This window comes from Bacillus sp. lyk4-R2A-2 (genome assembly GCF_030209735.1).
GTDB lineage: Bacteria > Bacillota > Bacilli > Bacillales > Bacillaceae > Bacillus > Bacillus pumilus.
The window spans coordinates 71,336-96,932 of sequence record NZ_JARVRK010000005.1 but is presented as its reverse complement, the minus strand read 5'-3'; the positions used below and the strand labels follow the sequence as shown (position 1 = coordinate 96,932).

Here is a 25,597-nt window from a genome sequence, read left to right as displayed (position 1 = left end):
AGAGCTAGGCCCATATGGCCTTAGCTCTTTTTTCTTTAACCGCGCAAGACGGCTTGATACGTATTTTCTAATGCTTTCAATACGTTTGTATGAACAGCGGTGACTTCTTCCTCTGTCAATGTTTGTTCCGGATTTAAATATTGGAGAGAGAATGCAACAGATTTTTTGCCTTCTTCCATGTGTTCACCTTCATACACATCAAAGACGGATAGATCAGTCAGTAAATCCCCGCCTGCCTCATAGATGACCCGCTCCAGCTGTCCGCTTGAGATATGCTGATCTACAACAAGTGCAATATCTCTTGTCACAGCAGGGAATCTCGGAATCGCTGTATATTTCATATCCTTCGATTCAGACGTCATCACATCTGTTAAATCAAACTCGAAGACATATGTTTCTTTTAAATCTAATTCCTTTTCAATGACTGGATGAAGTGCAGCAACAAACCCAATGACTTTTCCATTTAAATGAACATCTGCTGTACGACCTGGGTGAAGACCCTCACGCTCTGCTTGAACATATGTGATTTGGTCTGATACACCAAGCTTTTCAAATAGACCTTCTGCAATTCCTTTTGCTACATAAAAATCGACGGCTTTTTTCTCGCCCTGCCAAAGATTTTTATGCCATAGGCCTGTCAGCGCACCAGCGACATGCTCTTTTTCCACCGGTTTTGCTCCTTCAGCTTCTGCTAAGAACACAGAACCCGTTTCATAAAAACCAAATGAATCAGCTTGTCTTGCCAGGTTATATGCAACGGAATCAAGTAAGTTTGGCAGAAGACTTTGTCTAAGCACACTTCGTTCTTCACTCATTGGCAGGGAAAGTCTCGTTTTATAAGCTGGATTCAATGCAAAAGCTGTAGACTTATGCTGATTTGTCAATGAATACGTGATCGCTTGAGAAAGACCTGCGCCTTCTAAGAAGCGTCTCACCTTTCTGCGCTTCACTTGATATGGCGTGAGACCGCCAACTGTACCAGCTGTCGCAGGCAGTGTAGACGGGATATTATCGTAGCCATATAATCTCGCAACTTCTTCAGTGAGGTCTTCTTCAATCGTGATATCCATTCTACGAGAAGGAACCGTTACAACAAGAACGTCATTTGATTCGCCTACTGTAAAGCCCAATTTGTTGAAAATTTGAATCATATCTTCTTTTGAAATGCTCATGCCAAGCACCTTGTTCACACGCTCAGTAGATACTTGGATGACATTCATACTTGTTTCAAGGTGGTTTTCCTCCACAGTCCCGCTTAGCACTTCACCACCTGCATAGATGCTGATCAGTTGCGCTGCTCTTTCGGCTGCTGATTTCGTACGCTGCGGATCAAGTCCTTTTTCAAATCGTGTACTTGATTCACTGCGAAGCCCCAAGTCTCTAGATGCTTGACGGACTGTTTGACCGTTGAAATATGCCGCTTCTAAAAGAATTGTTGTCGTTTCATCACGCACCTCTGATTCAAGACCGCCCATGACGCCTGCGACAGCGTGCGCTTTCGTCCCATTAGTGATCACAAGATGCTTTGATGAAAGTGTACGCTCTTGCTCATCAAGTGTTTGAATGCTTTCGCTATCAGTCGCTTTACGTACGACCACTTGCTTTGAACCAAAGCGGTCATAATCAAATGCATGAAGCGGCTGACCGTATTCAAGCAGTACAAAGTTCGTAATATCGACGACGTTGTTAATTGGGCGAATGCCTGCATTCATCAATCTTGTTTGAATCCAAAGCGGTGCTGGTCCAATCTTTACATGTTTAATGATCTTCGCAGCATAAAGTGGATTCGCTTCTTGATCCTCAATTTTCACTGAAATATAGTCTGCTGCTTTTTCTGAAGACGTGTCATGTGCTGTATCAGGAAGTTTGATATCCTTCCCTAAAATGGCTGCAACCTCATAGGCGACACCTAGCATATTCAGGGCATCCGCACGGTTTGGCGTTAAGCCAAGCTCAAGTACCGCATCGTCTAATTGAAGTGCCTGAAGGGCATCATCTCCGGGCTTGACGTCATTTGGGAAAACAAAAATACCTTCTGCATATTCCTTTGGTACGAGTTTGCTTTCTACACCTAATTCTTGCAGAGAACAAATCATGCCATGAGACTCTTCGCCGCGCAGCTTTGCTTTTTTAATTTTAAAATTCCCAGGAAGGACTGCGCCAACCGTTGCGACAGCCACATATTGTCCTTTATCCACATTCGGAGCTCCGCAAATAATTTGAACCGGTTCGTCTTCTCCGATATCTACGAGACATTTGTTTAATTTGTCGGCATTTGGGTGCTGTTCTCGCTCCACGACGTGTCCAACGACAACTCCTTTAATGCCTTCGCCTTTATATTCAACGGCTTCCACTTCAATTCCGCTTCTTGTGATTTTTTCTGCTAATTCATCCGGCTGAATGCCTTCTAAATCGACATAGTCTTCTAACCATTTATATGAAACAAACATGTTGATTTCCTCCTCTTAGTCCTGCTTGAATTGCTTTGTGAATCTAATATCATTTGTGTAGAAATGGCGAATATCATCAATGCCGTATTTGAGCATCGCAATCCGTTCAACACCCATTCCAAAAGCAAAGCCTTGGTAAGTTTCTGGATCAAATCCGCTCATTTTCAGGACATTTGGATGAACCATCCCAGCTCCTAAAATCTCAATCCAGCCTGTTCCTTTACATACAGAACAGCCTTTTCCTCCGCATTTAAAGCAAGACACATCCACTTCGACAGATGGTTCTGTGAATGGGAAAAAGCTTGGACGCAGTCTAATTTCACGATCTTCACCAAACATTTTTCTTGCGACTGTCTCAAGCGTACCTTTTAAATCACTCATACTAATATTGTGATCGACAACAAGCCCTTCAATCTGCATAAATTGATGTGAATGAGTCGCGTCATCACTATCACGTCTATATACTTTTCCAGGGCAGATGATCTTCACAGGACCTTGTCCTTTATATTTTTCGAGTGTACGTGCTTGAACTGGTGACGTTTGTGTTCTAAGCAGTGTATCCTCGGTAATATAGAAGCTGTCCTGCATATCACGTGCCGGATGCTCCTTTGGAAGATTCAGCGCTTCAAAGTTATAATAATCCGTTTCTACCTCAGGACCTTCCTCAACGGTATAGCCCATACCAATAAATAAATCTTCAATATCTTCGACAACAATCGTTAATGGATGTCTTGCCCCCATTTTGATTGGGCTTGCTGGCAATGTAACATCGATCGTTTGTGACGCAAGTTTCTTCTTCACTTCTTCTTTTTCTAGCTTTTCATTTTTTTCAGCAATAGCACCAGCAATCTGCTCTCTCACTTCGTTTGCGAGTGCGCCCATTTTTGGTCTTTCTTCTGCGGAAAGCTTGCCCATTCCGCGAAGCACCTCTGTGATCGGCCCTTTTTTCCCTAAATATTGAACACGAATGTCATTGACTTCTTTGAGCGAGCTAGCTGCTTCAACCTTCGCTACCGCTTCTAATTCAAGCTGTTTTAACGTTTCTTGCATGAGTGTAATCCTCCTTTTGATATACAAAACCGCCTGGATAAACGGCTGTTTGATCGTTTGAAGACAATAAAAAAACCCGTCCTCTCTAGAAAAGAAGGGACGAGTTGTGGTCGCGGTACCACCCTTGTTAAGCACAAATACATGTGCGAATAAGCTTCATTGACATAACGGAATCAAACGAATCCGGTTCACCTTTACGCAAAGCTTGCGGTCCCGGTGACAACTCCAGAGGTGAATTCCTGTTTCAGCATTCCTTAAATGCACTTTCAGTCTATGATGCATTCTCCCTATAAGGCCGCTCCTTGAAACAATCTTCCTCTATCATGGTTTTTAAAATATTAGTTTCATTATAGTGAAAATAAGCGCATGTTGCAACACTATCCACGCAAATGATAGACAAGAACAGCTGCTGCAACAGCCACATTTAATGATTCTGCCTGTCCATACATTGGCACATATAAATTATGGTCTGTCATTTGCAGAATCTCTGGGTTTATACCCGCGCCTTCATTGCCCACAATTAATGCAAACGAACCTTCTGCCGTTACGCTTCTATACGCTTTCGCATTGTTTAGAGCACTTCCGTATACAGGAATGCCTTGCTCCTTACATGCTGGTATGGTCTGCTGAAGGCTTTGCTTTAAAATGGGCAGGTGGAAATGTGACCCTTGTGCGGAACGGAGCGTTTTTCCGTTAAACGCATCCACTGTTCCATCGCCTAAGATCACAGCATCAAGTCCAGCGGCATCTGCTGTCCGAATGAGTGTGCCTAGATTCCCTGGGTCCTGCACTGCATCTAATAGAAGAAGTCGTTCATACTTCTTTTCTTCAAATACAGGAACTGTACAAACTGCCGCGATGTGCTGAGGCGTTTCCGTTTCGGTCATGGCAGAAAAGGCTTCCTCGCTCAGTTCATAAAGTTCAATGTCCGGATCAATATGAAAAGGAAGCTTATCAGGCGATGTGACCATTAATTCTTTCACAACTCCGCTCTTCAATGCTTCTTCCACTAGGTGGATTCCCTCCACGAGAAACAGCCCCGTTTTCGTTCGTTCTTTTTTCGTATGGAGCTTTTTCCACTGTTTAATGTTTGTGTTTTTAGCTGATTCTATATATTTCAAGCGACTTTAACTCCTTTAAATATCATGAATTTATTATATCTCATGCACACTACATAATAAACCTGTCTTTGAGACAGAATAGGGCTATTACCATCAAAAAAGGAGTGTGGGCAATGGATTTTAATTTAAGAGGCGCAGTCATTCAAAACATCACTGGCCATAATCAAGAGCAGCTTGAGCATACGATTTTAGATGCCATTCAAAGCGGTGAGGAAAAAATGCTGCCAGGCCTTGGCGTGTTGTTCGAAGTGCTATGGCAAGAAGCATCAGAAAACGAGAAAAACGAGATTCTTGAAACATTAGAGCAAGGCTTAAAGCCTCATCAGCAGCAATAAAAGAAGCCGGTTTGCTTATCATAGCAAACCGGCTTTTTCATTTAGCCAGTGATCGGTGTTTCCATTCGAAGCGCTGGATCACGCCAAATGTCGACCCATTTTTTAATCGCAAACACAATAATCACAAATCCTAAGATCAGCATAATGATTGACAGCACAGCATTCAGCACGCTGTAACCTGCTGCCTCGGGATTAAGGTATACATTTGCTACCATCCAATAGCCCGCATAATTCACTGTCACATATAAGTAAGCAAGTGGAATTAAACAAGTCAGCATATATCGCCTTTTATCTGCAATTTTTAAGACAACGGTTGCTCCTATGATGAGACCGACCGATGCCATTAACTGGTTTGATACCCCAAACAGTGCCCAAATGGACCCGATGTCTCCAGAGTAAAGCAAGTACCCCCACATAAAACAAGCAAGCGCACTTGCGAACACCGACCCAGGGACCCAGTCATTTCGTTTAAGTGGTTTATAAGCTTCGCCAAAGAAGTCTTGAATCAAATATCGTGCCACACGTGTCCCTGCATCAATAGCGGTTAAAATAAAGACGGCCTCAAACATAATGACGAATTGGAAAAAATAAGACGCCAAATGACCAAAGAACGGAATTCCCGTAAAGATATACGCCATCCCTACAGCTAATGTCACAGCTCCACCCGTTCTTCCTTCTAAATCAAGACCAATTTCCTTACTCAGCTGCGGAAGGTTCTCGACACTCATCCCGAGTGTTCTGAACACTTCTGGCGTACTGTTTATCGCAAAATAATCGCCTGGATGAAGAGCGGTAGCGGCAATTAACGCCATAATTCCAACTAGACATTCTACTAGCATTGCGCCAAAAGCGACAGGCTTCATATCACTCCAGCGGTCAAGCATTTTAGGTGTTGTCCCAGATCCAACAAATGCGTGGAAACCAGATATGGCACCGCAAGCAATGGTTATTGAAATAAAAGGCCAGACAGGACCAGCTAAAACAGGACCTCCTCCATTCACAAACTCCGTAAAGGCTGGGAATTGAATCGTTGGATTGACGACAAAGATTCCAGCAATCAATGCGATAAAAACACCTATTTTCATAAAGCTGCTTAAATAGTCCCTCGGTGCGAGCAGCAGCCAAACCGGCAATGCCGCAGCAAAAAAAGCATAGATCGGCAAGGCAAGAGCAAGTGTTTTTGTATCAAGTGTTAAAAGATCGCCAAGTGCCGTTCCTTGAATATTCGGCCCAAGGAATACACCAACCATCAGCAAAATAAATCCCGCAGTTGTCGCCAGTTTTAAATTGCCTGTCTTTTTATAATAAAGACCAACCCCCATCGCAATTGGAATCGTGATTCCGACTGCAAATGTCCCCCAAGGGTTACGTTCTAACGCATGAAGCACAACCATAGACAGTCCTGCCATTGTGATCGTAATGATAAACAGCATCGCAAGCCCTGTACAAAATCCTGCGACAGGTCCTAGCTCTTCCTTCGCTACCTCTGATAACGATTTCCCCTTTTTTCGCATCGACGCAAATAAGACGACAAGATCATGTACAGCTCCGCCTATCACTGCGCCAATTAACAGCCAAAGAAGACCCGGTAAATACCCAAATTGTGCGGCTAAAATCGGACCCACTAACGGACCTGCAGCTGCAATCGCAGCAAAGTGATGCCCAAATGTGACCCATTTATTGGTTGGCACATAATCCTTCCCGTCCTCTAATGTGTGAGCCGGTGTAGGATGATCGTCTGTCACCTTTAAGACTTTGACCATCATAAATGTGCCATAAAGACGATAGGCAATCGCTAAAATACACATAGATGCTATGACAATTGTAACCGCATTCATTTAACCATCCCCTTTGCACAAACAATTTGTTACAAATATAGCATAAATTGATTGATTTTTCTTTCCTTTAAAACCAAGTTGACAAATAAGAATAATGTGTTTATTCTTAAGGTAGCTTCACCTACTTCCATAAACTCTCTTTTGACAGGGCATTCTTTAGGCTCTGTCCTTTTTATTGCTTTCATCTTACAAAAATAAAAGCCAGATCACATGTGCCTTATTCACTAGAATATTTTTTCTTCTTCTCTCAAAAACAGTTCTTTTGGCGTAACTTAAAATGACAGTTCATTTCCTGGGAAATTCAATGAAATAAAAAAAAGCCCTTCCCTTATACTGAGGAAAGGCTTTCTTACTTAAGAACCGTACGTGATCTGCTCAACCGTTTTTTGATCAAGTCTTTTGATCACTTCTGTTAAAAGCTTCACTGCATTTTCATAATCATCTCGGTGAATCATCGCTGCATGGGTATGAATATATCTACTTGGTATCCCGATCGATAGTGATGGCACACCATGACCTGTTAAATGGATACCGCCAGCATCTGTCCCGCCGCCAGGCATAGAGTCATATTGGTACGGAATGTTCAATTCATCCGCTGTTTGGACAACAAAATCCCGAAGCCCTTTATGAGATACCATAGAAGCATCAAATACAACAATCGTTGGTCCTTTGCCAAGTTTGCTTGTTGCTTCTTTTTCAGTAATGCCCGGTGTGTCTCCTGCTACACCAACATCAATGGCAAATCCAATATCAGGCTGGATTGTAGCCGCTGCTGTTTTGGCACCACGCAGGCCAACTTCCTCTTGTACAGTTGCAACACTGTAAGCAATATTCTCATGCTGAGTATTGTGTAAGTTCTTCATGACATCAATCGCAACTGCACAGCCGATACGGTTGTCCCATGCTTTTGCAAGGAGCATTTTTTCATCATTCATCACTGTAAACTCAAAATAAGGGACGATTTGATCTCCAGGCAGAACGCCCCACTCCATTGCCTGTTCTTTGCTTGATGCACCGATATCAATAAACATATCTGTAATCTCAATCGATTTTTTTCGAGCTTCAGGTGACAAGACGTGCGGCGGCTTTGAGCCAATCACACCTGTTATGTCTCCCTTTTTCGTTACAATCGTCACACGCTGCGCGAGCATGACCTGCGACCACCATCCGCCGACAGTTTGGAAGCGAATGTAGCCTTTGTCATCAATTTTTGTCACCATGAATCCTACTTCATCTAAGTGACCAGCAAGCATAATTTTAGGTCCGTTTGCGTTTCCTTCCTTCTTAGCAATTAAGCTGCCAAGGCGGTCACTAGAGACTTCATCTGCATATGATTCTATGTATGTCTGCATGACTTTTTTGACATCACGTTCATTTCCTGGAATCCCTTTTGCATCCGTTAGGTCTTTCAGCATAGTTAATGTTTGATCTAGCTTTGTCATTCCATATATCCTCCTTTATCTTCATGGTGCATTCTTATTATACAAAACCTTTTTCGTTCAATACGATCTTTTTATGAATATTTTTTCGTTTTCCGAAATATTTTTTTAAAAAAAGTTGAAACCTTTTGGCCTTTTCATTCGTAGTACATCAGATAACGGTATTGGAGGTGCATCCTGTCATGTTTGTAATCCTCATTAGACTAGCTCTTGTTGCACTGCTTGTCTACATCTTCTACATGGCGGTAAAATTCTTCTCAAATCCGAGAAGAAAGCTGAAACAAGCACAATTAAAAGAAGGCTTTTATTTTATGGACGAACAACAAAATGCACGTAAAAATTTTAATTTCGTCTATAAAGGTGTCTTGTTTGAAGGGGAGAAGCATGTTCCTTCTAAGGATCATCCTCTATTTGTCCACTCCATTTACGTTTGGACGGAGTCACCTGAGAAGCTAAGTGAATTTACATTAGAAGACTTTGAAAAATTGGAGGAAAACATTATCGAACGTTATCCTCAAACAAAAATTGATTGGGATCAGCCCATTAAAAAAATCAAACAAAAAAAAGGAGCAGACACGCCGTCTTGATGGCGTCTGCTCCTTTTTCAGATGAACTTGATATATCCTAATATGATCAACTGCACCATGATTAACACTGGCATGCCAATTTGAAAGGCAGGATGCTTTGTTTTATGACGGAAATACTGCATCCCTAGATACGATCCAGCAGCCCCAAAAAGCACGGCAGCACTCCATAAGTGCGCCTCTGAAATTCTCCATTTATGCGCTTTTGCCCGGCGCTTGTCCTCTCCCATGAGAAAGAAACCATAGCCATTTACCAAGATCAGCAGCACAATCAACGCGATATTCATTCATTTCACCTCACATGATGAGCAAAAAAGATCACCCCTCGACGGAATGATCTTTCATATGACTTACTTGTCTAGTTGTGCTTTTGCAGCATCAGCAAGCTGATTGAATGCACTTAGGTCATTCACAGCAAGGTCAGCAAGCATTTTGCGGTTTACTTCGATACCAGAAAGCTTTAGGCCATGCATTAAACGGCTGTAAGAAAGACCGTTCATACGAGCTGCAGCATTGATACGAGTGATCCATAGTTTACGGAAGTCACGTTTTTTCTGACGACGGTCACGGAAAGCGTAGTTTCCAGATTTCATCACCTGTTGGTTTGCTACTTTGTATAATCTATGTTTTGAACCGAAATAACCTTTTGCTAATTTAAGAACCTTTTTACGACGCTGACGCGACACAGTTCCGCCTTTTACTCTTGGCATTGTAATTCCCTCCTATGATTCCTATTCCAAATTACTTGATGTTTGCAAGTTGTTGTTTGATACGTTTGAAATCTCCAGCACTTACGATTGCGCTCTTACGCAATTTACGTTTTTGCTTTGTAGATTTGTTAGCGAACAGGTGACTTGTGTACGCATGAGAACGTTTAAGTTTACCAGAACCTGTTTTTTTGAAACGTTTAGCAGATCCGCGGTGAGTTTTCATTTTTGGCATTGGATATTTCCTCCCTCTGTTACTTTACTTTTCGACTTTTGGTGCAAGCATGAGGAACATGCTACGTCCGTCCATCTTAGGTTTTGTTTCTACTGTTGCTACTTCAGCGCAAGCTTCAGAGAAACGGTCTAACACGCGCTGTCCGATTTCTTTATGCGTAATCGCACGCCCTTTAAAGCGGATAGAAGCTTTCACTTTATCGCCCTTTTCAAGGAATTTGATTGCATTACGGAGCTTCGTGTTAAAATCATGTTCATCAATTGTCGGGCTCAACCGAACTTCTTTTAAGCTAATGATTTTTTGATTCTTACGTGCCTCTTTATCCTTCTTCTGCTGTTCGAATCGGAACTTACCATAGTCCATGATTCGGCAAACAGGTGGTTTTGCATTTGCAGCAACTAACACAAGGTCAAGATTGGCTTTCGTAGCAATTTCCAGAGCTTCCTGGCGGGTTTTAATCCCCAGCTGATCGCCATTTTGTCCGATCAAACGAACTTCACGCGCACGAATACCTTCATTAACTAATTGATCTTTGCTAATAGTGAGCCACCTCCATGAGATTTTGAATTGAGTTCACAATTCATTTTGACCATTTCGTTGTATGTTTTACAGGCAAACAAAAAGTGTGGGCATATAAAACACCCACACTGCGAACATTTGCATGAAAAAATAAATGTACGGTCAACCTGTCAACTACAAACACGTGTCAATCAGGTGAGAAGCGGGTGCTTCTGCTTGTGATATCTATTCAATTCGTTAATTATTCTACACAATTTTCATTTGTCCGTCAAGTAACCGAACTCTTGAAACAACTTTTTCATTTTAGCATGATTAAACAAATTGGGCAAGGCTTTTTCAAAACAATCACGTCATCAAAGAATGAATTGCATAAAGATTGGGATGACAATGACAGTCACAACTCCTACGACCACAACAGCAATACTTGCCATGGCCGCTTCCACTTCACCCATCTCAATCCCAACAGAGACGCCAAGTGCATGTCCTGATGTACCGAGTGCAAGCCCTTTTGCCACTGGATTTTTAATTCGAAACCATTTTAAGAAGAAAGCACCTAGTGCATACACAATGACTGCATTAAATATGACCGCAAAGGCTGTGATATCTGCAATTCCGCCAATATCCTTTGCAATCGGAAGAGCAATCGCTGTCGTCGCTGCCTGCGGGAGCATACTTTTCATTACAGCCGCATCAAGATGAATGCCTTTTGCTACGACATACACAATTGTAATGGAGCAAAGTGATCCTACAAAAATAGCGGATAAAATCTGCCACCAATATTTTTTAAGCAATGCGCGCTGCTTATAAAGCGGAATAGCGAAAGCAATCGTCGCAGGCTCTAAGAAAAACTTGATAATCTTGCCGCCCTCATTATAATCTGCATAGGAAAAACCGCCAATTTTCAAAAATAAAATACCTAACACCATGGCGACAAAAAGTGGTGTAAATAAGAAGAAGCCTTTTGATTTTTTAAATAAGAATGTACCGATTCCAAAGGCGACCAATGAGACGACTATACCAAAATAAGGACTCATCGTACTTGTACCCATCCTGCATCCCTCCTTTAATGCGTACTTGAAGCTGGTTTATTAGAATGAGAAGGAGCCGATTTGCTCTCCTTTGTCTCTTTACGTTTCTGTGGTTTGTCTGATAATTGCATGAGAAGCTGCGTGAATAGCCCTGTCGCTGCAAGTAACATAATCGTTGCAATGATAATGACACCGACGACTTGCACACCTACTTCTTGCATGACACCTAGTGATTGAATAACCGAGATACCAGAGGGAACAAATAGAAAGCTAATGAGCCCTGTCAATGATGTACCTAATTGCTCCACTTGCTCCAGTTTGACGATTTTCGTTGTCAGCAAAACAAATAATAGAACCAGACCGATCACAGATGCAGGCATCGGAATTGGTAAATACATTGAAATGAGATTAGAAACGAACATTACGGTTGCAAAGATAAATGCTTGAGATAGAAATCCATATACTTTAGTGGCACTCATGCCCCTTCACCTCTTTCTTCGACTGCCCTCAGTATATGGCATGAAATAAATGAATGAAGCGTTTACAATCAAACTCGCCGGATTCAATGAATGAAATGCAGAAAACGAGTATTGAAATACAAATAAAAAAAGCCGTCCTACTCTAGCAGGAGCGACTTCTTTAGTTCTTTGGCGTAAGTGCGGCTGACAGGAATAATCGACCCGTCTGTCATATGCAGATTATACGTCGAATTAAACCACGGCTGTACTTCTTTCATATGAGAGGTGTTCACGATATAGCTTCGATGAACCCTCATAAAATAAGCCTCAGGGAGTTTCTTTTCAATGACCACAAGCGGTTCTGTGACCTCATACATGTGATCCTTTGTTTTTACAACCTTTTTCCCCTCACTAAGCCCTACATACATGATCTCTTCTACTTGCAGAATGACAATTGAATCATCGACTGAGATGGCTAATTTTTGCTGATGGGGGATTTTCTCATCTGATAGCTGGTGGTCTTGCGTCTCAACAGATTTCCACTTTTTAAACTTTTGGATCGTTTGGAAAAGCCGCTCTTCATCGAATGGTTTTGTTAAGTAATCAAGCGCACTTACCTCAAATGCCTTCAGCGCATACTGATCAAAGGCTGTCGCAAATACAATCGCTGGCGGATCAGACATCCGGTTGAGCCTTTTGGCAATATCAAATCCATTTTCACCAGATAAATCAATGTCTAAAAAGAGCAGGTCCGGCTTATGATCCACCATCCGGTCAAAAGCTGATTCTATATTTTCTGCTTCCTCTATTTGAACATCCTCTTTCGTTCTGCGTAATAAGTATTTTAATTCGTCTCTTGCTAACACTTCATCATCTACGATTAATACATTTATCAACGAAAATCATCCTCTTTTACATAGTCCATTGGAATGCGAAATGAGATGTCAGTGCCTTGGCCGCTATGAATAGATAGAGCGGCTTGTCTGCCAAAAATCCCTCTTAACCGCTGATCTAAATTAAAAAGAGCCGTACCTGTTCCTTCTTTGGATTCAACAGGCGCTTTTAATAACTGAGCCATCTTGTCATTCTCGATTCCCTGTCCATTATCAGTCACTTTCATATTGACATGCCCATCTTTCATCACAGCAGATACGATGACTTCACAGCTCGTTTGATGTTTAGGAAATGCGTGTCTCACTGCATTTTCAACAAGCACCTGAAGCACAAATGGCGGAATCATCACCTGCTCTAGCTCCTTTTCAATTTGAAAGGTCACGTGGTATTTATTTGGAAACCTTGCTTGTTCAAGTGACAAATAGGCTTCTACATGCTGAATTTCTTTATGAAGTGGAATGAGCAGCTGGCGGGCGCCTTGCAAATTGGATCGAAAATATATACTCAGCTGAAGCAGCAGCTTTCTAGCCATCTCTACGTTCGTTCTGCACAAGACAGAGATGGTATTAATGGCGTTAAATAAAAAGTGCGGATTCACTTGCGCTTGAAGCGCTTTGATCTCTGCATCTTTTAGCAGACGGCTTTGGGTTTCTGCCTCCCCAAGCTCAAGCTGTGTGGAAAACAGCATCGCCAAGCCTTCTGCAAGCTCCTCCTCTACCCTGCTTAATCCGACCGGAGAATTGAAATACATTTTTAACGTTCCGATCGTTTGACCATTGGAGGTGAGGGGCAGCACAATCGCCGCTTGAAGCGGGCAATGGGTGACTGAACAATTGATTTCATCTTTCGAATGTGCCTTCATAATTTTGCCGCTCATCAATACTTGTTTCGACAGTCCTGTAATGAGGCTTTTCGATGGAATATGATGATCTGTCCCATCTCCAACATGCGCTAAAATCTTTTCTGTATCGGTTAAGGAGACCGCATCTGTTTCTGTTAATCGATGAATGATCTTCGCCACGCTTTTACATGACTGTTCATTTAACCCTTGGCGGAAGAAAGGCAGCGTTTGATCGGCGATTGAAAATACACGGTGTGTCTGCATCGCCTTTGCCTGCTCTTCTTGCCGAATGACTGACTGTAAAATCGATAAAAAGATAAAGCTGCCAATTCCATTCACAAAAATCATCGGCAGGGCAATAATACTCACAAGCCCCCAAGCATCAGCAAATGGCTTTGCAAATAGAAGGATAATGATCATCTGCAAGGACTCCATTGCCACACCAAAAAGTGCGGCTTGGCGAGGTGTCACCATTCGATTCTTCCGCTTAAACCTGCTGCCGACATAGCCTGCAATCACACCGGCTAAAATCGAAGAAATCGCACAGCTGAGTGCCGTGCTTCCTCCTAATGAATAGCGATGAATCCCAGCTAGAAGCCCTGCGCCAATGCCAACAAACGGCCCTCCTATTAATCCGCCCATTTCGATTCCCATGATTCTCGTATTGGCAATTGAGCTTGACGAGCCGAGATGATAGGAAAACTCATGATTCATGACCATCTGCTGCTGGATTTCAATTCCTGTGTAATTGCTGATAATACTAAAAGAAGCAAAAATAAAGACAAGGACTGCCTTTTTTCGAAACCCTTCATTATGAAGCAATAGATTGCGAAAGCCCTTCACATGGGCAAGCACAAACCCTAAAATAACGATGATCCCAACACGCTCGATCATCATAATAATTAAATGAAGCAAACCTGCCACCTCAATTGATGTATGTATTATTTACTGTCTTTCTATTCTATCATGTGCGGTCAATGTTCAAATATCTCTCAAATCTTTTCTTTATTGCCCTCATCTTCTATTGTAAAATGAACTTGAGCCGTCACTTGCAATTGAAGGTAACACATACATAACAAGGGAGAAGATCATGAAAGCCGTATTTTTCGATTTAGATGATACTTTGCTTTGGGATGAAAAAAGCATTCACACCACTTTTCAGGAAACATGCCGCGAAGCGGAAAAGAAATATGGACTGAATCCAGAAACATTTGAACAGATTGTACGTGAAGAAGCAAGAAAGCTGTATTCGTCCTATGAAACATATGATTATACTGTCATGATCGGAATTAATCCTTTCGAAGGACTGTGGTCCAATTTTAGTGAACCGATTAGCGAAGGCTTTCAAAAATTGAATGCCCTTGCACCAGAGTATCGCAAGAACGCTTGGACCAATGGCTTAAAAGAAGCAGGAATTGACGATGAGGCATTTGGACAATATTTGGCTGATTTCTTTGCGGCAGAGCGGAGAAAACGCCCATTTGTCTATGAAGAAACGTACCCTGTTTTAGACCGTCTGAAAGGCAGCTATGAATTGCTCCTTTTAACAAACGGAGATCCTAGTCTTCAAAAGGAAAAACTGGCCGGTGTTCCTGAGCTTGCACCTTATTTTAATGAAATTGTCATTTCAGGAGATTACGGGAAAGGCAAACCTGACCCTAGCATCTTTGAGCACTGCCTTCAGCTGTTAAATCTAACAAAAGACGATGTGATCATGGTAGGAGATAATCCAAAAACAGATATTCTTGGGGCATCTCGAGCCGGAATTCAAACCGTTTGGATCAATCGACATGGCAAAAAGAATGAAACAGATGTAACGCCAGATTATGAAATCAAAGACTTACATGAATTGTTTGATATATTAAAATAGAACAAACGAGAAAACACCCTTCTCCTAACGAGATTGGGTGTTTTTTGTGTGCTCAAACTACACAATTCCCGCTAGACTTTGCGCTTGCTTGTCTAAGCTGCGGGCTGCTTCTCCTACATTATTAAATTCCTCACTTGCCTGCTTTACAAGATCGCGATTTGTAAACACCGTTGTCTTGGCCCGGCTCGTTCCGCTGCTGACCTTCTCTACTTCCGCATGAATCGCCTTTACATATTGATCTACTTTGACGATCGCTTCTTTTGCATCAGTTGCAAGCTTTCGAATTTCTGCCGCCACTACACTAAAGCCATTTCCATAGGAACCTGCATGGGCTGCTTCGATCGCCGCATTTAATGCAAGGAGCTGGGTTTGTGAGGAAATGCTGTTAATCGTTGTAGCGATGGAACTGATGGACTCTACCTGCTCTGTTAATCCTTCTAGTAACATCATATTTTGATCTGTTTCGTTTGCTATATGATCAAAGGAGACATTGACTCTTTGACTATGCTGGATGCCCACTTCTGCTCGCTCCATTAATTTCGCAGACATGTCCTTTAAATCGCCTACGACCTGTTTCATCGTACTTTCTCTTTCTGTTATGTCTGTTGCGACTTTCACAACACCCACTACGCGTTCCTCTTCATTGCGGACAGGTGTATATGTCGCTTCAAGCCATAAGCTGTCACCATTCTTCGTCGTCCGCTGCACCTTTTCCTGAAAGACTTGCCCCTCTTTCAAACGCTTCCAAAACATTTGATAGCTTGCGTGTTCTGCAATATGAGGAGGACAAAACTGTCTATGTTTTAAACCAATCATCTCTTGCTTTGAATATCCCATGGCTTTTGCAAAAATATCATTGACCCATAGCACTTCACCTGTCACATCAAATTCAATCATCGCCAGTGAGTGTTCCAATGCACGAAGTACTGCTGATCGCTCCAATACTTGTGATGATAAAGTGTTTGTTGTTTTCATCATCGCTTTCATACCCCCAATTTAACTCGAACCAATAGTACATACTTACCCATACTTTCATACTATCTAAACGTATCATTCAAGGGACTGGATCACTAGTGGAGAATTTTTCCCAAAAAGAAAAAGCCAGTGATCTAAGGAGAAAGATCACTGACTGCTTCGCTTGAAAAAGATTATTTTTTCGCTTCTGCTACTGCATGTTTCACAAAGGCTTCAAGATCCATTGTTTCTGAATCTTGCTCTCCGTATTTTCTTACATTGACTGCGCCATTTTCTGCTTCTTGATCTCCGACGACTAGCATGTACGGAATCTTTTGCATTTGCGCTTCTCTAATTTTGTATCCGATTTTTTCATCACGGCTGTCAAGCTCTACACGAAGACCTTCAAGCTGCAAACGTTCTTGTACTTTTTTCGCATAGTCTAAATGGACAGAAGGTGAAACCGGAATGACTTGGAATTGTACAGGTGCCAGCCAAGTTGGTAGGGCTCCTTTGTATTCTTCAATTAAGAAGGCAACAAAACGCTCCATTGTAGAAACAACACCTCTATGAATCACGACTGGACGATGGTGCTTGCCATCTTCTCCGATATATGTGAGATCGAAGCGCTCTGGAAGTAAGAAATCAAGCTGTACAGTAGACAGTGTCTCTTCTTTTCCAAGAGCTGTCTTCACTTGAACGTCAAGCTTCGGACCATAAAATGCCGCTTCGCCTTCTGCCTCATAATAGTCATGACCAAGCTCGTCCATTGCATCCTTTAGCATCGATTGCGCTTTATTCCACATGGCATCATCGTCGAAATACTTCTCAGTATCTTCTGGATCACGGTAAGATAAGCGGAATGTGTAGTCATTCAAGCCAAAGTCTTGATACACTTCTTCAATTAGGCGAACTGTACGAATGAATTCGTCTTTGATTTGATCTGGACGTACAAAGATATGGGCATCGTTTAATGTCATACCGCGAACACGCTGAAGGCCGGATAAAGCACCTGACATTTCATAACGGTGCATTGTACCAAGCTCTGCAATACGAATTGGCAATTCGCGATAGCTATGCGGCTCGTTTTTGTAAATCATCATATGGTGAGGACAGTTCATCGGACGAAGAACAAGATCTTCATTGTCCATTTCCATCACAGGGAACATGTCTTCTTGATAATGCGCCCAGTGCCCTGATGTTTTATACAATTCAACATTTGCAAGAACTGGTGTATACACATGCTCATAACCAAGGCGTACTTCTTTATCGACAATGTAACGCTCAATAACGCGGCGGATCGTTGCGCCTTTTGGCAGCCAAAGCGGTAGACCTTGACCTACCTTTTGAGAGTTCGCAAACAGTTTCAGCTCTTTTCCTAGTTTACGGTGATCGCGTTCTTTCGCTTCTTCAAGCAGGCGTAGATGCTCATTTAGATCATCTTTGCTGAAGAAAGCTGTACCGTAAATACGCTGAAGCATTTGATTGTTGCTGTCACCTCTCCAGTATGCACCTGCAAGGCTTAACAGCTTAAACTCTTTGATTTTCCCTGTTGATGGCAAGTGAATGCCGCGGCAGAGGTCAAAGAATTCACCCTGCTCATAAATCGTGACAGCTTCACCTTCTGGAATCGCCTCTAACAGCTCAAGCTTTAATTGATCACCAATCGCTTCAAAGCGTTTTTTCGCTTCTTCTCTTGATACTTCAATTCGCTCGATTGGCAGATTGCTGTTAATGATTTTTTTCATTTCTTTTTCAATCTTTGGTAAATCTTCCGGTGTGATGGCAACATCGATGTCCACATCGTAGTAGAAGCCATTTTCAATCACAGGACCTACGCCAAACTGAACGTGATGCTCTTTTCCATACAGGCGTTTGATTGCCTGTGCTAGCAAATGAGCTGTGCTGTGGCGCATAATGTCGAGTGCTTCATCACTTTTATCTGTGATGATCTCAATTGTTCCACTTTCTAGTAGCGGCGTACGCAGATCTATTTCTTTGCCGTTCAATTTACCGGCAAGCGCTTTTTTCTTTAGGCCTGGGCTAATTGATGCCGCGATGTCTTCTGTTGTAGCTGTGTTGTCAAACTCCTTGACTGCTCCATCTGGAAATGTAAGTTGAATTTGTTCTGACATCTCTGGTCACTCCTTTTTTTGGCAATATAAAAACCCCGCCCCCTGGAAAGGGACGAGGTTGAATAAAACGGAATCGTGGTTCCACCCTTTTTCCCGTATTTGCAGCTTACTTTTTCATAAGCAAACACGGCTTGTGGTTCGATAACGGGAATTCCCGTCAGCCATTACTAAAACGTTCACAGCTGATGTTCAAAGGTGGTAAAGCAAATGGTCCTCTGCTAGGAAGCTTTCAGCCGCGGCTTCCCTCTCTTTAAGCGGGTGTTCATTTGTTCATGTCCTTATCAATACGGTCTTTGTATGAAGTTACACCGTATTATAAAACGTTTTTTCGTGAAAATCAAGAAAGCTTTTCACTTTTCTGTTCCAAATGGTCATGGACAAATTGAACATTGTGTTCTTGAAATGAATGAGCCGGGAATACCTCGACCCTTTCTTGAAAAATATTTTGAATGGTCTGTACCATCGAGTGACCTGTATCATTTGTAAACAGGTCAATCTTTTTGGGCGCTATGGATACGAGTGGTGCAATCAGCTGCGAATCAATATACATTGGATGCTCTCTTACAAACTGTCTGTCTATGTATTGTTTTTGATCACGCTCAGAAGCGTACCGAAATTCCCAAATCATCAGGCGATCCTGATGCACAACATGTACTTTTTCGAGCTTCGGTTCTTTTGCCATCACATAGTCTCGAAGCGATTGAATGAAGTTTTGATATTCTTGTTCCATTTTGTATTCTTCAATGGAGACTTCAACATAGTTCTTCAGCCTCCTGTCATACTCTGACAGTCTGAATGTCATAAATGAACCAATTGAAAAAATACCTTGCTGTAAAGAAATCGTCTCGAGCTCCTTTGTTAACAGGGCTTCTCTTGATGGTTCTTGATGAATGCCGGGAATATCATCTAAATCCCCGTTCATGATGCTGTGGGCAATTGAAAGAATTTGGTGCTGCTCTTCAGGATCTTTAAATAGATACGTGTTTTCAAGAATGCTGCGCATGCGCTCATTTTCTTTGCATTCCAAAAAAAAGTGAACCAGTAATGGCCGCACAATGGACTCAAGTCCTTCCTTTGATTCCTTCGCCTCTATGAGAAGCCGGTCTTTCCCTTGTTGAATTGACATGTGATGCCGACTGTCCAAGTGTTCAGCAAGATGTAAAAAAGCGGCGGTATCATATTCATCTTCAAAGATTATTTCAAGCATGTTTGTCCCCCCTAACGACATCTGTTACATATATATGGGGAGAACATAAAAAATAGACGCCTAAAATAAATCAGGCATCTTTCTTTTTAAAATGAGCGGAACTGAGATAAAGATTAGATAAATCAAACAAACGATTGCTAAAGCGGCATAATTGCCACTGACAAAGCTTGAGCCAAGGACATTTAATGCAACTGTACCCGGTATTAAGCCTAAAAAGGTAGCTGCCGTAAATGCACGATAATTTGCACGTGAAGCTGCTGCCGCATAGCTGACAAAGTCAAAATGGATTGGGGCAATTCGCAATAACAAAATGTAAAGAAACCCATGCTCCTGAATGCGGGACGTCACCGCTTTCAGCTTCCGGCTGCTTGATTGTGTTTCCTTCTTTTTTGCACGAAAGGTTGTGGCAAGCAGGAAGGAGCATGTTGCTCCGGCGGTAGCACCAACGAGGGCATAAATCGTCCCAAGAACACTGCCAAATGCCAAACCTGCTGCCAGCGAAAAAACCGTAATAGGGACGAGAACAAACGGGCGAAAAAGAGATAAGAAAAGAAAAACAAAGGGTGCCAGCATCCCAAATTGAAGCACCCAATTTTTCACATCTTTTGGCGCCAGCTGAAGATGCTGTTTGTTCAGCCACCAAAGTAAAACAGCGAGACCTGCAATCACGAGAAAAAGCAGCCATTTTCTTTTGTTCATTTCATTTGCTCCTCCTTCAGGTGATAGACGCTTTTATAAATGACGGCGGTTTTCTCCTTCGAGCAAGACTGCCTCTGCTAAATAGAGAATCCGTTCCATTAAACGAGCGGCTTTGACCTCTTCTTTTTCCCCGCGCTGTGAGTACGTAAAGTGATGCTTCAGTTCACTTGGTGAGAAATTAGAAGAGAAGAAAGTCGGCAGCTGCTCTGCCATACGGTATTGTAAAATCGTTCCGAGTAGTTCATCTCGAACCCAGCTTGTCATCGACTCTGCCCCAATATCATCAAGCATTAAAATAGGGGTGGATTTGACCATGTTCAGTTTTGATTCTAGTGTATGATCGGCTAACGAATTTTTTAGCTCTCTCACAAATTCAGGCACGTACACAAGGAGAGATGGGTATTCCTTCTCCGCTAACTGCTGCGCAATGGCTGCCAAAATATACGTTTTTCCTACTCCAAACTTTCCGTGTAAATATAAGCCCTTCCCTTTGCCCGTCTCATCATAGCTTTGCAGGAATTGCCCTACTTTTTGAATGACTTCCTGTCTTCCCACAACGTTCAAATCAGCGAACGTCGCTTGAAGAACATTTTGCGGAATGTACATGCTTTTCATGAGCTCTTGCTGTTTTTTCTGTCTATCGAGCCGCAGCTTGACTGGACAAGGGGAATATTCAATATCAATACTCTGACCTTTGATCACAAGCTTCGGGTGATAACCGTCTAAAATCGCATTGACGTTCTCTTCATCTAAGCAATATGAACAGCCCTTCGACTGCTGCACATATTCAAAAAGCCGGTTCAAGCTGCGATTGATCATGTCTTCGTGTATGTCTTCTTGGTGCTCCTGTAAAAAGGCTTTTACATCTTCATCAGATAACACACTCTCTTTAATCTGATTGTATCTCACACGAAAATCTACGCGCCCTTTTAGCTGTTCAAATGAACGACCGATCGGTTTCATCCTCATCTCACCTCATCTTAATGTGCATTGTACTTTTTCATATTTTTAAACTGATCTAACAGTTTTTCTTTTTCTCGTTCGAGGTCTTCTGTCGACAGGCTGTCTGTTTGTTCTTTTGCAGGCTGTTCTTTCGTTTCGGTTTCTTTCATCCAATCAGGAAGCTTCTCTTCACGGACAACTTTCCCTGATCCGTATGTGCTACGCTGCTTTTTCTGCTGCGCCCACTCTGTCATTTGCCTGTTCTCTTCTTTGGCCATTTTCATGGCCGCCGCTACGGTTTTAATTTTCTTTCTCACCCAATGAGCGGCGATTTTTTGCATATATGTTTTCGACAGCTTCATATCTGTTTTCAGTAATGTATAGTAGATCAAAACGTTCATGACACCTGGCTCTAGCTGCTGCTCAAGCATAATATCTTCGACAATTCTTAAGTCGGCATATGTTGGCTCAATGCCGTCAGCCATATCTTTTAGCAGCTCCCTAGGCGAAATATGATCAAGCTTTTCAATCAATTTGGCATCCGGCGTATCTGCCACTGGCGCTTTTGAAGCATCTTGACGCAAGTGTCTCGGCTGTTTTTGATCAATGAGTTTTGGCTGCTCGCCTCTGTATTCAATTTGGTACCAGTCTCTTGCCGCTTTTCTCAGCTCTTCTGTTGAGATCATTTGATCCGAACCACAGGCGCCTGCTACAATATTTTGCATTTGAAGCGGGGTGATGCCGTATACAACGGCTAACTTCTTAATGGTTTCTTTCACCTGCTTTGTCAAAGCCTTTCTTGGAATCATCATATCAGACATGCCTGCTAACAATAAATCGAAATCAAAGGATTCGTCTGAGAGAGGAGCCGGCTGACTCGATCCAACGGTCACATATTCATAGCCCTGATCAAGTGATGACGCCTGATTGATTTCTTCTGTCATCCTGCGTTCACCTGGCTGCAATACGTGAAAAACTTCTTCAAACGACCGCGAGATGTTCTTTGCCTCTGCCGGAACACCGGGATATGAGAAATAATCACGAAGCTGCATATATTTCGCTTTCTCTACACGATGGTACAGCAGAACATTCAGCATACCATCTTGGAAAAACTCATCTGGTCTTAACGGCGGCACAAGCTCATATGTAAACAGTCTGCCTTCTTCCGTTTCCTGTTCATATGTGCGGAGTAAACCAATCGCTTCAAGCTTTAAACGTTCCTCAAAAATATCATTCAAATTCGTTTGCAGCATGACCATGAGCTGCCGATGAGGTGCGGGTTTCCCCCACATACGATTTTGTTCCAGCTCTCCCCACAGCGTCATATATAAGCTGAAAGCGGACATGCCTATAAGCGGCTGATATAAAAGAGTGATGAGCTGTCTATCGATGTCACCGAGCAATGAAGCGCTTTTGACGACATACGGATCGACGGCTAGCACTTCCTTCCAATGCTCTGTCATATGCTGATCCTCCCCATGAATTGCAATTGTTTCTATTGTACACCCTTTTTGCGTTTTACGCTTTACGCAGGAAAAAGAGCATGAAGTATCTTCAGCTCTTTTTTAGCGTTCTTTCTTTAATAAATCTTTTAATTCATCAATAAAGACGTTGATATCTTTAAACTGCCGGTAAACGGAGGCAAACCTGACGTAAGACACTTCATCAATTTTTGCCAGCTCGTCCATCACCATTTCACCTACAAGCTCACTTTTCACTTCTGACATACCTTGATTACGCAGTTCTTTTTCAATATTAAAGCAGACATCCTCCAGCTGCTTTAAAGCAACAGGTCGCTTTTCACATGCTTTTATGAGTCCTCTCAGCATCTTTTCGCGGCTGAATTCTTCTCGAATTCCTTCTTTTTTCACCACAATCAGTGGTAATTCTTCTAATTTCTCAAACGTCGTAAAGCGATATTGGCAGCTTTCGCACTCTCTTCTACGACGGATGGATTTCCCTTCATCTACTGGTCTTGAATCAAGCACCCTTGTGCCAAGGTGCTGACATGTGGGACATTTCATTTCATCAGCTCCGATCTATTCTTGGAAGTTGTTTGTCTAGTTCATCATAAAGGGAAAAAACCGTTTTCTCACTATAGCCAAAATCTGTTGGCAAGGCTGTTTCTGTTGTCACATTAAAATCGACAGCTGTTTCAAAAGGACGAATTGAAATGACAGTCGCTACGAGAAAGGCTTTTTTCGGCATACTAATGTTTGCGCTGATTTCACCTCGTTCTGCTGAAACAGATGTTACTTGATAGGAAGCGTGCCCAGAAAGCATGGCTTCCACCGCTTGAAAAACTTGCGCATTCGTCGATTTGTAGTAATGGCTTTTCAGTTCTGACACTGGATGCTCGTCAGATGTTTCTGTATGGTTTGACATGAACCGTTTGAACTTTTGTCCTAAAATCATCTACGTATCCCCTTTGCCATAATGCCTCTTCTTTATTTTATAAAAAAAACCTTTGTTTTCCTAGAACAAAAGTATAGGCGAGTTGGGGAATGTTGGATTTTCTCTATCAAACAAATATAAAAAGGAGCATAACACAAAGGCATTTCAATGCTTTTGGCCAGCTCCCATTGCGATCTTTTTTTATGTTTACAGTGCTTTGGCTTGCGCCTGTTTCACTTGTACAGGTCCCATGCCTCGAGGAATTTCAATGTTTTCTCTTGTTTCAGCACCTAATTCATCTCCGATATGATCTGCTGCGATATTCGGATCTAGGTCGCCGCAAGTATAAACATCTATGCTCGCATAACCATGTTCAGGAAAGCTGTGAATTGTCAGATGAGATTCAGAAATAATGACAACTCCACTTACTCCTTGAGGTGCAAATTTGTGAAAAGCAACCTCTCTTACTTCAGCTCCTGATTTCAAAGCTGCATTTACAAACGTTTTTTCAATAAAATCCATGTCGTTCAGTTTATCACAGTCGCATCCCCATAGCTCGGAGATAACGTGACGTCCGATTGTTTCCATCATGGACCCCCCTTAAACAAGAATGAAAGAGTGAAGTTCTAAGCAGCCGGACCGGACATATACCACGGGGGAAAGTTAGTCCAAAGAGGTCCTAACCCTTTAAGTATACCCGAATGAGTCTGCGAACAAGAAGTTCACGAAAAATAGTATACTTTGTTTAGACCCATTTTGCAAGCTGTGTTTTCAATGGGATTTTCTCTCATTCCTTGAAAAGGGACGTTCGTCTTCTTCATTTCAAACAGCAGAAAGCTCTTTCATCTGCGATCCGACAAACTTCACAAGATCCACCACTCTGCATGAATAACCCCATTCATTGTCATACCATGCAAGAACTTTTACTTTTCTATCCCCCATCACCATCGTTGTCAGTCCATCTACGACAGCTGAATAAGGGTTCGTATTAAAGTCTGTAGAAACAAGCGGCTCATCCGTGTAATCTAAAATACCGGAAAGAGAAGTTTTTGATGCATTTGAGAAGGCTGCATTGACTTCTTCTGCTGTGACATCTTTTTTCAAGTCGACAACAAGATCAACCATCGATACATTGGAAACTGGCACGCGAAGTGCAAGTCCATGCAATTTCCCTTTCATGTGCGGCAGCACTAAAGAAAGCGCTTTAGCGGCACCCGTCGTCGTTGGAATAATGGACTGGGCACATGCTCTTGCCCGGCGCAAATCCTTATGCGGGTTATCGATATTTTTTTGATCATTTGTATACGCATGAACCGTTGTCATTAAACCGTTGTCGATACCGAATTCATCATCTAACAATTTGACAACTGGTGCTAAACAGTTTGTTGTACAAGATGCGTTTGAAATAACGACGTGCTTTTCAGGATCAAGATCATCCTCATTGACACCCATCACAATTGTAATGTCTTCATTTTTACCTGGAGCTGTAAGTACGACCTTTTTCGCTCCGGCATCTATATGGCCCATCGCTTGATCTTTTGAATTAAATTTTCCGGTTGCTTCTATGACGATATCAATCCCAAGCTCTCCCCACGGAAGCTGCTTTGGGTCTCTGTTATTGAGCAAAAGCACTCTTTTCCCATTTACAATCAGTGCGTCATCTTCTGCTGTCACATCGCATTCGTAACGTCCATGATTTGTATCATATTTAATTAAATGTGCTAGCGTTTCGGCAGGATAGCTTGCGTTCACCGCTACAATTTGAATTTGATCATCAAGCATTGCTTTTCTGAAGACCATGCGTCCAATTCTGCCAAACCCATTGATCGCTGCTTTTACCTTCATGAACAGGTCACTCCTCTATTATGTGTTATACTCAATAAATTTATTTATGAAA

Annotated in this window: 26 protein-coding genes and 2 other annotated features; of the genes, 3 read left to right on the top strand and 23 right to left on the bottom strand. The window is 42.3% G+C overall.

Annotated features, from left to right (window positions below; genetic code table 11):
* Positions 1-35: 35 nt before the first annotated feature.
* From pheT to QRN39_RS07280, 3 genes are all read right to left on the bottom strand, one after another.
* The gene (gene pheT, locus QRN39_RS07290; protein ID WP_284906681.1) at positions 36-2,450 is read right to left on the bottom strand and encodes a phenylalanine--tRNA ligase subunit beta; all 2,415 of its coding nucleotides are present in this window, start codon (positions 2,448-2,450) and stop codon (positions 36-38) included.
* A 15-nt stretch (positions 2,451-2,465) separates the two neighbouring features.
* Complete coding sequence (gene pheS / locus QRN39_RS07285) at positions 2,466-3,500, bottom strand: phenylalanine--tRNA ligase subunit alpha (protein ID WP_284906680.1); 1,035 nt, start codon at positions 3,498-3,500, stop codon at positions 2,466-2,468.
* 377 nt (positions 3,501-3,877) lie between these two features.
* Positions 3,878-4,621, bottom strand: coding sequence for a TrmH family RNA methyltransferase (locus tag QRN39_RS07280; RefSeq protein ID WP_106029045.1), 744 nt, complete (start codon positions 4,619-4,621; stop codon positions 3,878-3,880).
* A gap of 113 nt (positions 4,622-4,734) precedes the next feature.
* On the opposite strand from QRN39_RS07280, the gene sspI reads away from it, so the two are divergent.
* Entirely contained in the window at positions 4,735-4,956 is a 222-nt protein-coding gene (sspI, locus tag QRN39_RS07275; protein ID WP_003216243.1) for a small acid-soluble spore protein SspI, read from the top strand.
* A 41-nt stretch (positions 4,957-4,997) separates the two neighbouring features.
* Here the strand turns inward: sspI and cstA are convergent, their stop codons facing one another.
* Entirely contained in the window at positions 4,998-6,794 is a 1,797-nt protein-coding gene (cstA, locus tag QRN39_RS07270) for a carbon starvation protein CstA (protein ID WP_050943606.1), read from the bottom strand.
* Between the two features lie 353 nt (positions 6,795-7,147).
* Entirely contained in the window at positions 7,148-8,236 is a 1,089-nt protein-coding gene (locus QRN39_RS07265; protein ID WP_050943605.1) for a M42 family metallopeptidase, read from the bottom strand.
* Positions 8,237-8,415: 179 nt separating this feature from the next.
* Between QRN39_RS07265 and QRN39_RS07260 the strand changes: the two genes are divergently transcribed.
* On the top strand, positions 8,416-8,820 hold the full coding sequence (locus QRN39_RS07260; protein ID WP_003216690.1) for a hypothetical protein: 405 nt from the start codon (positions 8,416-8,418) through the stop codon (positions 8,818-8,820).
* A gap of 17 nt (positions 8,821-8,837) precedes the next feature.
* On the opposite strand, the gene QRN39_RS07255 is transcribed toward QRN39_RS07260, so the two are convergent.
* The 8 genes from QRN39_RS07255 to QRN39_RS07220 all read right to left on the bottom strand — a co-directional run bounded on the left by QRN39_RS07255 (position 8,838) and on the right by QRN39_RS07220 (position 14,414).
* Entirely contained in the window at positions 8,838-9,104 is a 267-nt protein-coding gene (locus QRN39_RS07255; protein WP_003216616.1) for a DUF1294 domain-containing protein, read from the bottom strand.
* 63 nt (positions 9,105-9,167) lie between these two features.
* The gene (rplT, locus tag QRN39_RS07250) at positions 9,168-9,527 is read right to left on the bottom strand and encodes a 50S ribosomal protein L20 (RefSeq protein ID WP_003216409.1); all 360 of its coding nucleotides are present in this window, start codon (positions 9,525-9,527) and stop codon (positions 9,168-9,170) included.
* Positions 9,528-9,558: 31 nt separating this feature from the next.
* A complete protein-coding gene (rpmI, locus tag QRN39_RS07245; RefSeq protein WP_003216324.1) occupies positions 9,559-9,759 on the bottom strand; it encodes a 50S ribosomal protein L35 in 201 nt (66 codons plus the stop codon).
* A 24-nt stretch (positions 9,760-9,783) separates the two neighbouring features.
* The gene (infC, locus tag QRN39_RS07240) at positions 9,784-10,299 is read right to left on the bottom strand and encodes a translation initiation factor IF-3 (RefSeq protein WP_034620611.1); all 516 of its coding nucleotides are present in this window, start codon (positions 10,297-10,299) and stop codon (positions 9,784-9,786) included.
* A 71-nt stretch (positions 10,300-10,370) separates the two neighbouring features.
* Positions 10,371-10,502: a sequence feature (ribosomal protein L20 leader region), on the bottom strand.
* A gap of 129 nt (positions 10,503-10,631) precedes the next feature.
* Positions 10,632-11,327, bottom strand: coding sequence for an antiholin-like protein LrgB (gene lrgB / locus QRN39_RS07235; RefSeq protein WP_170966027.1), 696 nt, complete (start codon positions 11,325-11,327; stop codon positions 10,632-10,634).
* 14 nt (positions 11,328-11,341) lie between these two features.
* Entirely contained in the window at positions 11,342-11,785 is a 444-nt protein-coding gene (gene lrgA / locus QRN39_RS07230) for an antiholin-like murein hydrolase modulator LrgA (RefSeq protein WP_284906670.1), read from the bottom strand.
* A 137-nt stretch (positions 11,786-11,922) separates the two neighbouring features.
* On the bottom strand, positions 11,923-12,660 hold the full coding sequence (locus QRN39_RS07225; RefSeq protein ID WP_284906669.1) for a LytR/AlgR family response regulator transcription factor: 738 nt from the start codon (positions 12,658-12,660) through the stop codon (positions 11,923-11,925).
* Positions 12,657-14,414: a sensor histidine kinase gene (locus QRN39_RS07220; RefSeq protein WP_284906667.1), complete on the bottom strand. Its 1,758-nt coding sequence runs from the start codon at positions 14,412-14,414 to the stop codon at positions 12,657-12,659. The genes QRN39_RS07225 and QRN39_RS07220 overlap by 4 nt, the downstream gene beginning before the upstream one ends.
* 175 nt (positions 14,415-14,589) lie before the next feature.
* Here QRN39_RS07220 and QRN39_RS07215 point away from each other — a divergent pair, with 175 nt between their 5' ends.
* Positions 14,590-15,369, top strand: coding sequence for an HAD family hydrolase (locus QRN39_RS07215; RefSeq protein WP_003216598.1), 780 nt, complete (start codon positions 14,590-14,592; stop codon positions 15,367-15,369).
* 57 nt (positions 15,370-15,426) lie between these two features.
* Here QRN39_RS07215 and QRN39_RS07210 read toward each other — a convergent pair whose 3' ends face one another.
* The 10 genes from QRN39_RS07210 to QRN39_RS07165 form a co-directional block, all read right to left on the bottom strand.
* Complete coding sequence (locus tag QRN39_RS07210) at positions 15,427-16,347, bottom strand: methyl-accepting chemotaxis protein (protein WP_284906664.1); 921 nt, start codon at positions 16,345-16,347, stop codon at positions 15,427-15,429.
* Positions 16,348-16,517: 170 nt separating this feature from the next.
* Positions 16,518-18,458, bottom strand: coding sequence for a threonine--tRNA ligase (thrS, locus tag QRN39_RS07205; protein ID WP_050943600.1), 1,941 nt, complete (start codon positions 18,456-18,458; stop codon positions 16,518-16,520).
* Between the two features lie 45 nt (positions 18,459-18,503).
* Positions 18,504-18,752 (bottom strand) — a binding site (T-box leader).
* Positions 18,753-18,795: 43 nt separating this feature from the next.
* Positions 18,796-19,665, bottom strand: coding sequence for a putative sporulation protein YtxC (ytxC, locus tag QRN39_RS07200; RefSeq protein ID WP_050943599.1), 870 nt, complete (start codon positions 19,663-19,665; stop codon positions 18,796-18,798).
* Positions 19,666-19,725: 60 nt separating this feature from the next.
* Complete coding sequence (locus QRN39_RS07195; RefSeq protein WP_003216366.1) at positions 19,726-20,364, bottom strand: TVP38/TMEM64 family protein; 639 nt, start codon at positions 20,362-20,364, stop codon at positions 19,726-19,728.
* A gap of 33 nt (positions 20,365-20,397) precedes the next feature.
* A complete protein-coding gene (gene dnaI, locus QRN39_RS07190) occupies positions 20,398-21,327 on the bottom strand; it encodes a primosomal protein DnaI (protein WP_034620615.1) in 930 nt (309 codons plus the stop codon).
* 17 nt (positions 21,328-21,344) lie between these two features.
* Positions 21,345-22,769 carry a replicative helicase loading/DNA remodeling protein DnaB gene (gene dnaB / locus QRN39_RS07185; protein WP_050943597.1) on the bottom strand — a complete coding sequence of 475 codons (1,425 nt, stop codon included), beginning with the start codon at positions 22,767-22,769 and terminating at the stop codon, positions 21,345-21,347.
* A 102-nt stretch (positions 22,770-22,871) separates the two neighbouring features.
* Positions 22,872-23,330 (bottom strand): transcriptional regulator NrdR, encoded by a 459-nt coding sequence (gene nrdR / locus QRN39_RS07180; protein WP_003216720.1) that lies wholly within the window; start codon positions 23,328-23,330, stop codon positions 22,872-22,874.
* 4 nt (positions 23,331-23,334) lie between these two features.
* Positions 23,335-23,721 carry a hypothetical protein gene (locus tag QRN39_RS07175; protein WP_003216254.1) on the bottom strand — a complete coding sequence of 129 codons (387 nt, stop codon included), beginning with the start codon at positions 23,719-23,721 and terminating at the stop codon, positions 23,335-23,337.
* A 186-nt stretch (positions 23,722-23,907) separates the two neighbouring features.
* Entirely contained in the window at positions 23,908-24,288 is a 381-nt protein-coding gene (gene speD / locus QRN39_RS07170) for an adenosylmethionine decarboxylase (RefSeq protein WP_003216492.1), read from the bottom strand.
* Positions 24,289-24,522: 234 nt separating this feature from the next.
* Positions 24,523-25,545: a glyceraldehyde-3-phosphate dehydrogenase gene (locus tag QRN39_RS07165; RefSeq protein WP_003216683.1), complete on the bottom strand. Its 1,023-nt coding sequence runs from the start codon at positions 25,543-25,545 to the stop codon at positions 24,523-24,525.
* Between the last annotated feature and the right edge of the window lie 52 nt (positions 25,546-25,597).

What these genes read in the sequence shown, in the direction of transcription:
- pheT (WP_284906681.1), bottom strand. Translation starts at nt 2,450, where the DNA reads ATGTTTGTTTCATATAAATGGTTAGAAGACTATGTCGATTTAGAAGGC.
- pheS (WP_284906680.1), bottom strand. Translation starts at nt 3,500, where the DNA reads ATGCAAGAAACGTTAAAACAGCTTGAATTAGAAGCGGTAGCGAAGGTT.
- sspI (WP_003216243.1), top strand. Translation starts at nt 4,735, where the DNA reads ATGGATTTTAATTTAAGAGGCGCAGTCATTCAAAACATCACTGGCCAT.
- cstA (WP_050943606.1), bottom strand. Translation starts at nt 6,794, where the DNA reads ATGAATGCGGTTACAATTGTCATAGCATCTATGTGTATTTTAGCGATT.
- QRN39_RS07265 (WP_050943605.1), bottom strand. Translation starts at nt 8,236, where the DNA reads ATGACAAAGCTAGATCAAACATTAACTATGCTGAAAGACCTAACGGAT.
- QRN39_RS07260 (WP_003216690.1), top strand. Translation starts at nt 8,416, where the DNA reads ATGTTTGTAATCCTCATTAGACTAGCTCTTGTTGCACTGCTTGTCTAC.
- QRN39_RS07255 (WP_003216616.1), bottom strand. Translation starts at nt 9,104, where the DNA reads ATGAATATCGCGTTGATTGTGCTGCTGATCTTGGTAAATGGCTATGGT.
- rplT (WP_003216409.1), bottom strand. Translation starts at nt 9,527, where the DNA reads ATGCCAAGAGTAAAAGGCGGAACTGTGTCGCGTCAGCGTCGTAAAAAG.
- rpmI (WP_003216324.1), bottom strand. Translation starts at nt 9,759, where the DNA reads ATGCCAAAAATGAAAACTCACCGCGGATCTGCTAAACGTTTCAAAAAA.
- lrgB (WP_170966027.1), bottom strand. Translation starts at nt 11,327, where the DNA reads ATGGGTACAAGTACGATGAGTCCTTATTTTGGTATAGTCGTCTCATTG.
- lrgA (WP_284906670.1), bottom strand. Translation starts at nt 11,785, where the DNA reads ATGAGTGCCACTAAAGTATATGGATTTCTATCTCAAGCATTTATCTTT.
- QRN39_RS07215 (WP_003216598.1), top strand. Translation starts at nt 14,590, where the DNA reads ATGAAAGCCGTATTTTTCGATTTAGATGATACTTTGCTTTGGGATGAA.
- QRN39_RS07210 (WP_284906664.1), bottom strand. Translation starts at nt 16,347, where the DNA reads ATGATGAAAACAACAAACACTTTATCATCACAAGTATTGGAGCGATCA.
- thrS (WP_050943600.1), bottom strand. Translation starts at nt 18,458, where the DNA reads ATGTCAGAACAAATTCAACTTACATTTCCAGATGGAGCAGTCAAGGAG.
- ytxC (WP_050943599.1), bottom strand. Translation starts at nt 19,665, where the DNA reads ATGCTTGAAATAATCTTTGAAGATGAATATGATACCGCCGCTTTTTTA.
- QRN39_RS07195 (WP_003216366.1), bottom strand. Translation starts at nt 20,364, where the DNA reads ATGAACAAAAGAAAATGGCTGCTTTTTCTCGTGATTGCAGGTCTCGCT.
- dnaI (WP_034620615.1), bottom strand. Translation starts at nt 21,327, where the DNA reads ATGAAACCGATCGGTCGTTCATTTGAACAGCTAAAAGGGCGCGTAGAT.
- dnaB (WP_050943597.1), bottom strand. Translation starts at nt 22,769, where the DNA reads ATGACAGAGCATTGGAAGGAAGTGCTAGCCGTCGATCCGTATGTCGTC.
- nrdR (WP_003216720.1), bottom strand. Translation starts at nt 23,330, where the DNA reads ATGAAATGTCCCACATGTCAGCACCTTGGCACAAGGGTGCTTGATTCA.
- QRN39_RS07175 (WP_003216254.1), bottom strand. Translation starts at nt 23,721, where the DNA reads ATGATTTTAGGACAAAAGTTCAAACGGTTCATGTCAAACCATACAGAA.
- speD (WP_003216492.1), bottom strand. Translation starts at nt 24,288, where the DNA reads ATGGAAACAATCGGACGTCACGTTATCTCCGAGCTATGGGGATGCGAC.
- QRN39_RS07165 (WP_003216683.1), bottom strand. Translation starts at nt 25,545, where the DNA reads ATGAAGGTAAAAGCAGCGATCAATGGGTTTGGCAGAATTGGACGCATG.